We start from the raw sequence: 205 nt of genomic DNA, 5'->3' as shown, positions 1-205 counted from the left end.
TGTTCGATATTGGCTTTCCGATAGGAATAGCTCTTTTCTCTACAGCATGTCCTGTTGACTGATAAACAGATACGCAGACGGCGCACTCTGTAGGGCCATAAGCATTATAATACGCGATTCCTGATGCTGTAACTCTCAAGGCTGTACCGGGATCGGCTGATTCGCCGGCAGTAATAATACATCTTAGTCCTGAGATATCTTCATT

The 205-nt window shown here is 44.9% G+C and carries 1 protein-coding gene; it reads right to left on the bottom strand.

From position 1 onward, the window contains the following. Positions 1-205 (bottom strand): AMP-binding protein (locus DM397_RS00045; protein WP_162615398.1); only part of this gene is annotated, 205 nt, incomplete at both ends.

This window comes from Flavobacterium nitrogenifigens (assembly GCF_003254565.1).
In the GTDB taxonomy this organism is placed as follows: domain Bacteria; phylum Bacteroidota; class Bacteroidia; order Flavobacteriales; family Flavobacteriaceae; genus Flavobacterium; species Flavobacterium nitrogenifigens.
This window is presented reverse-complemented; position numbering and strand designations above follow the sequence as displayed.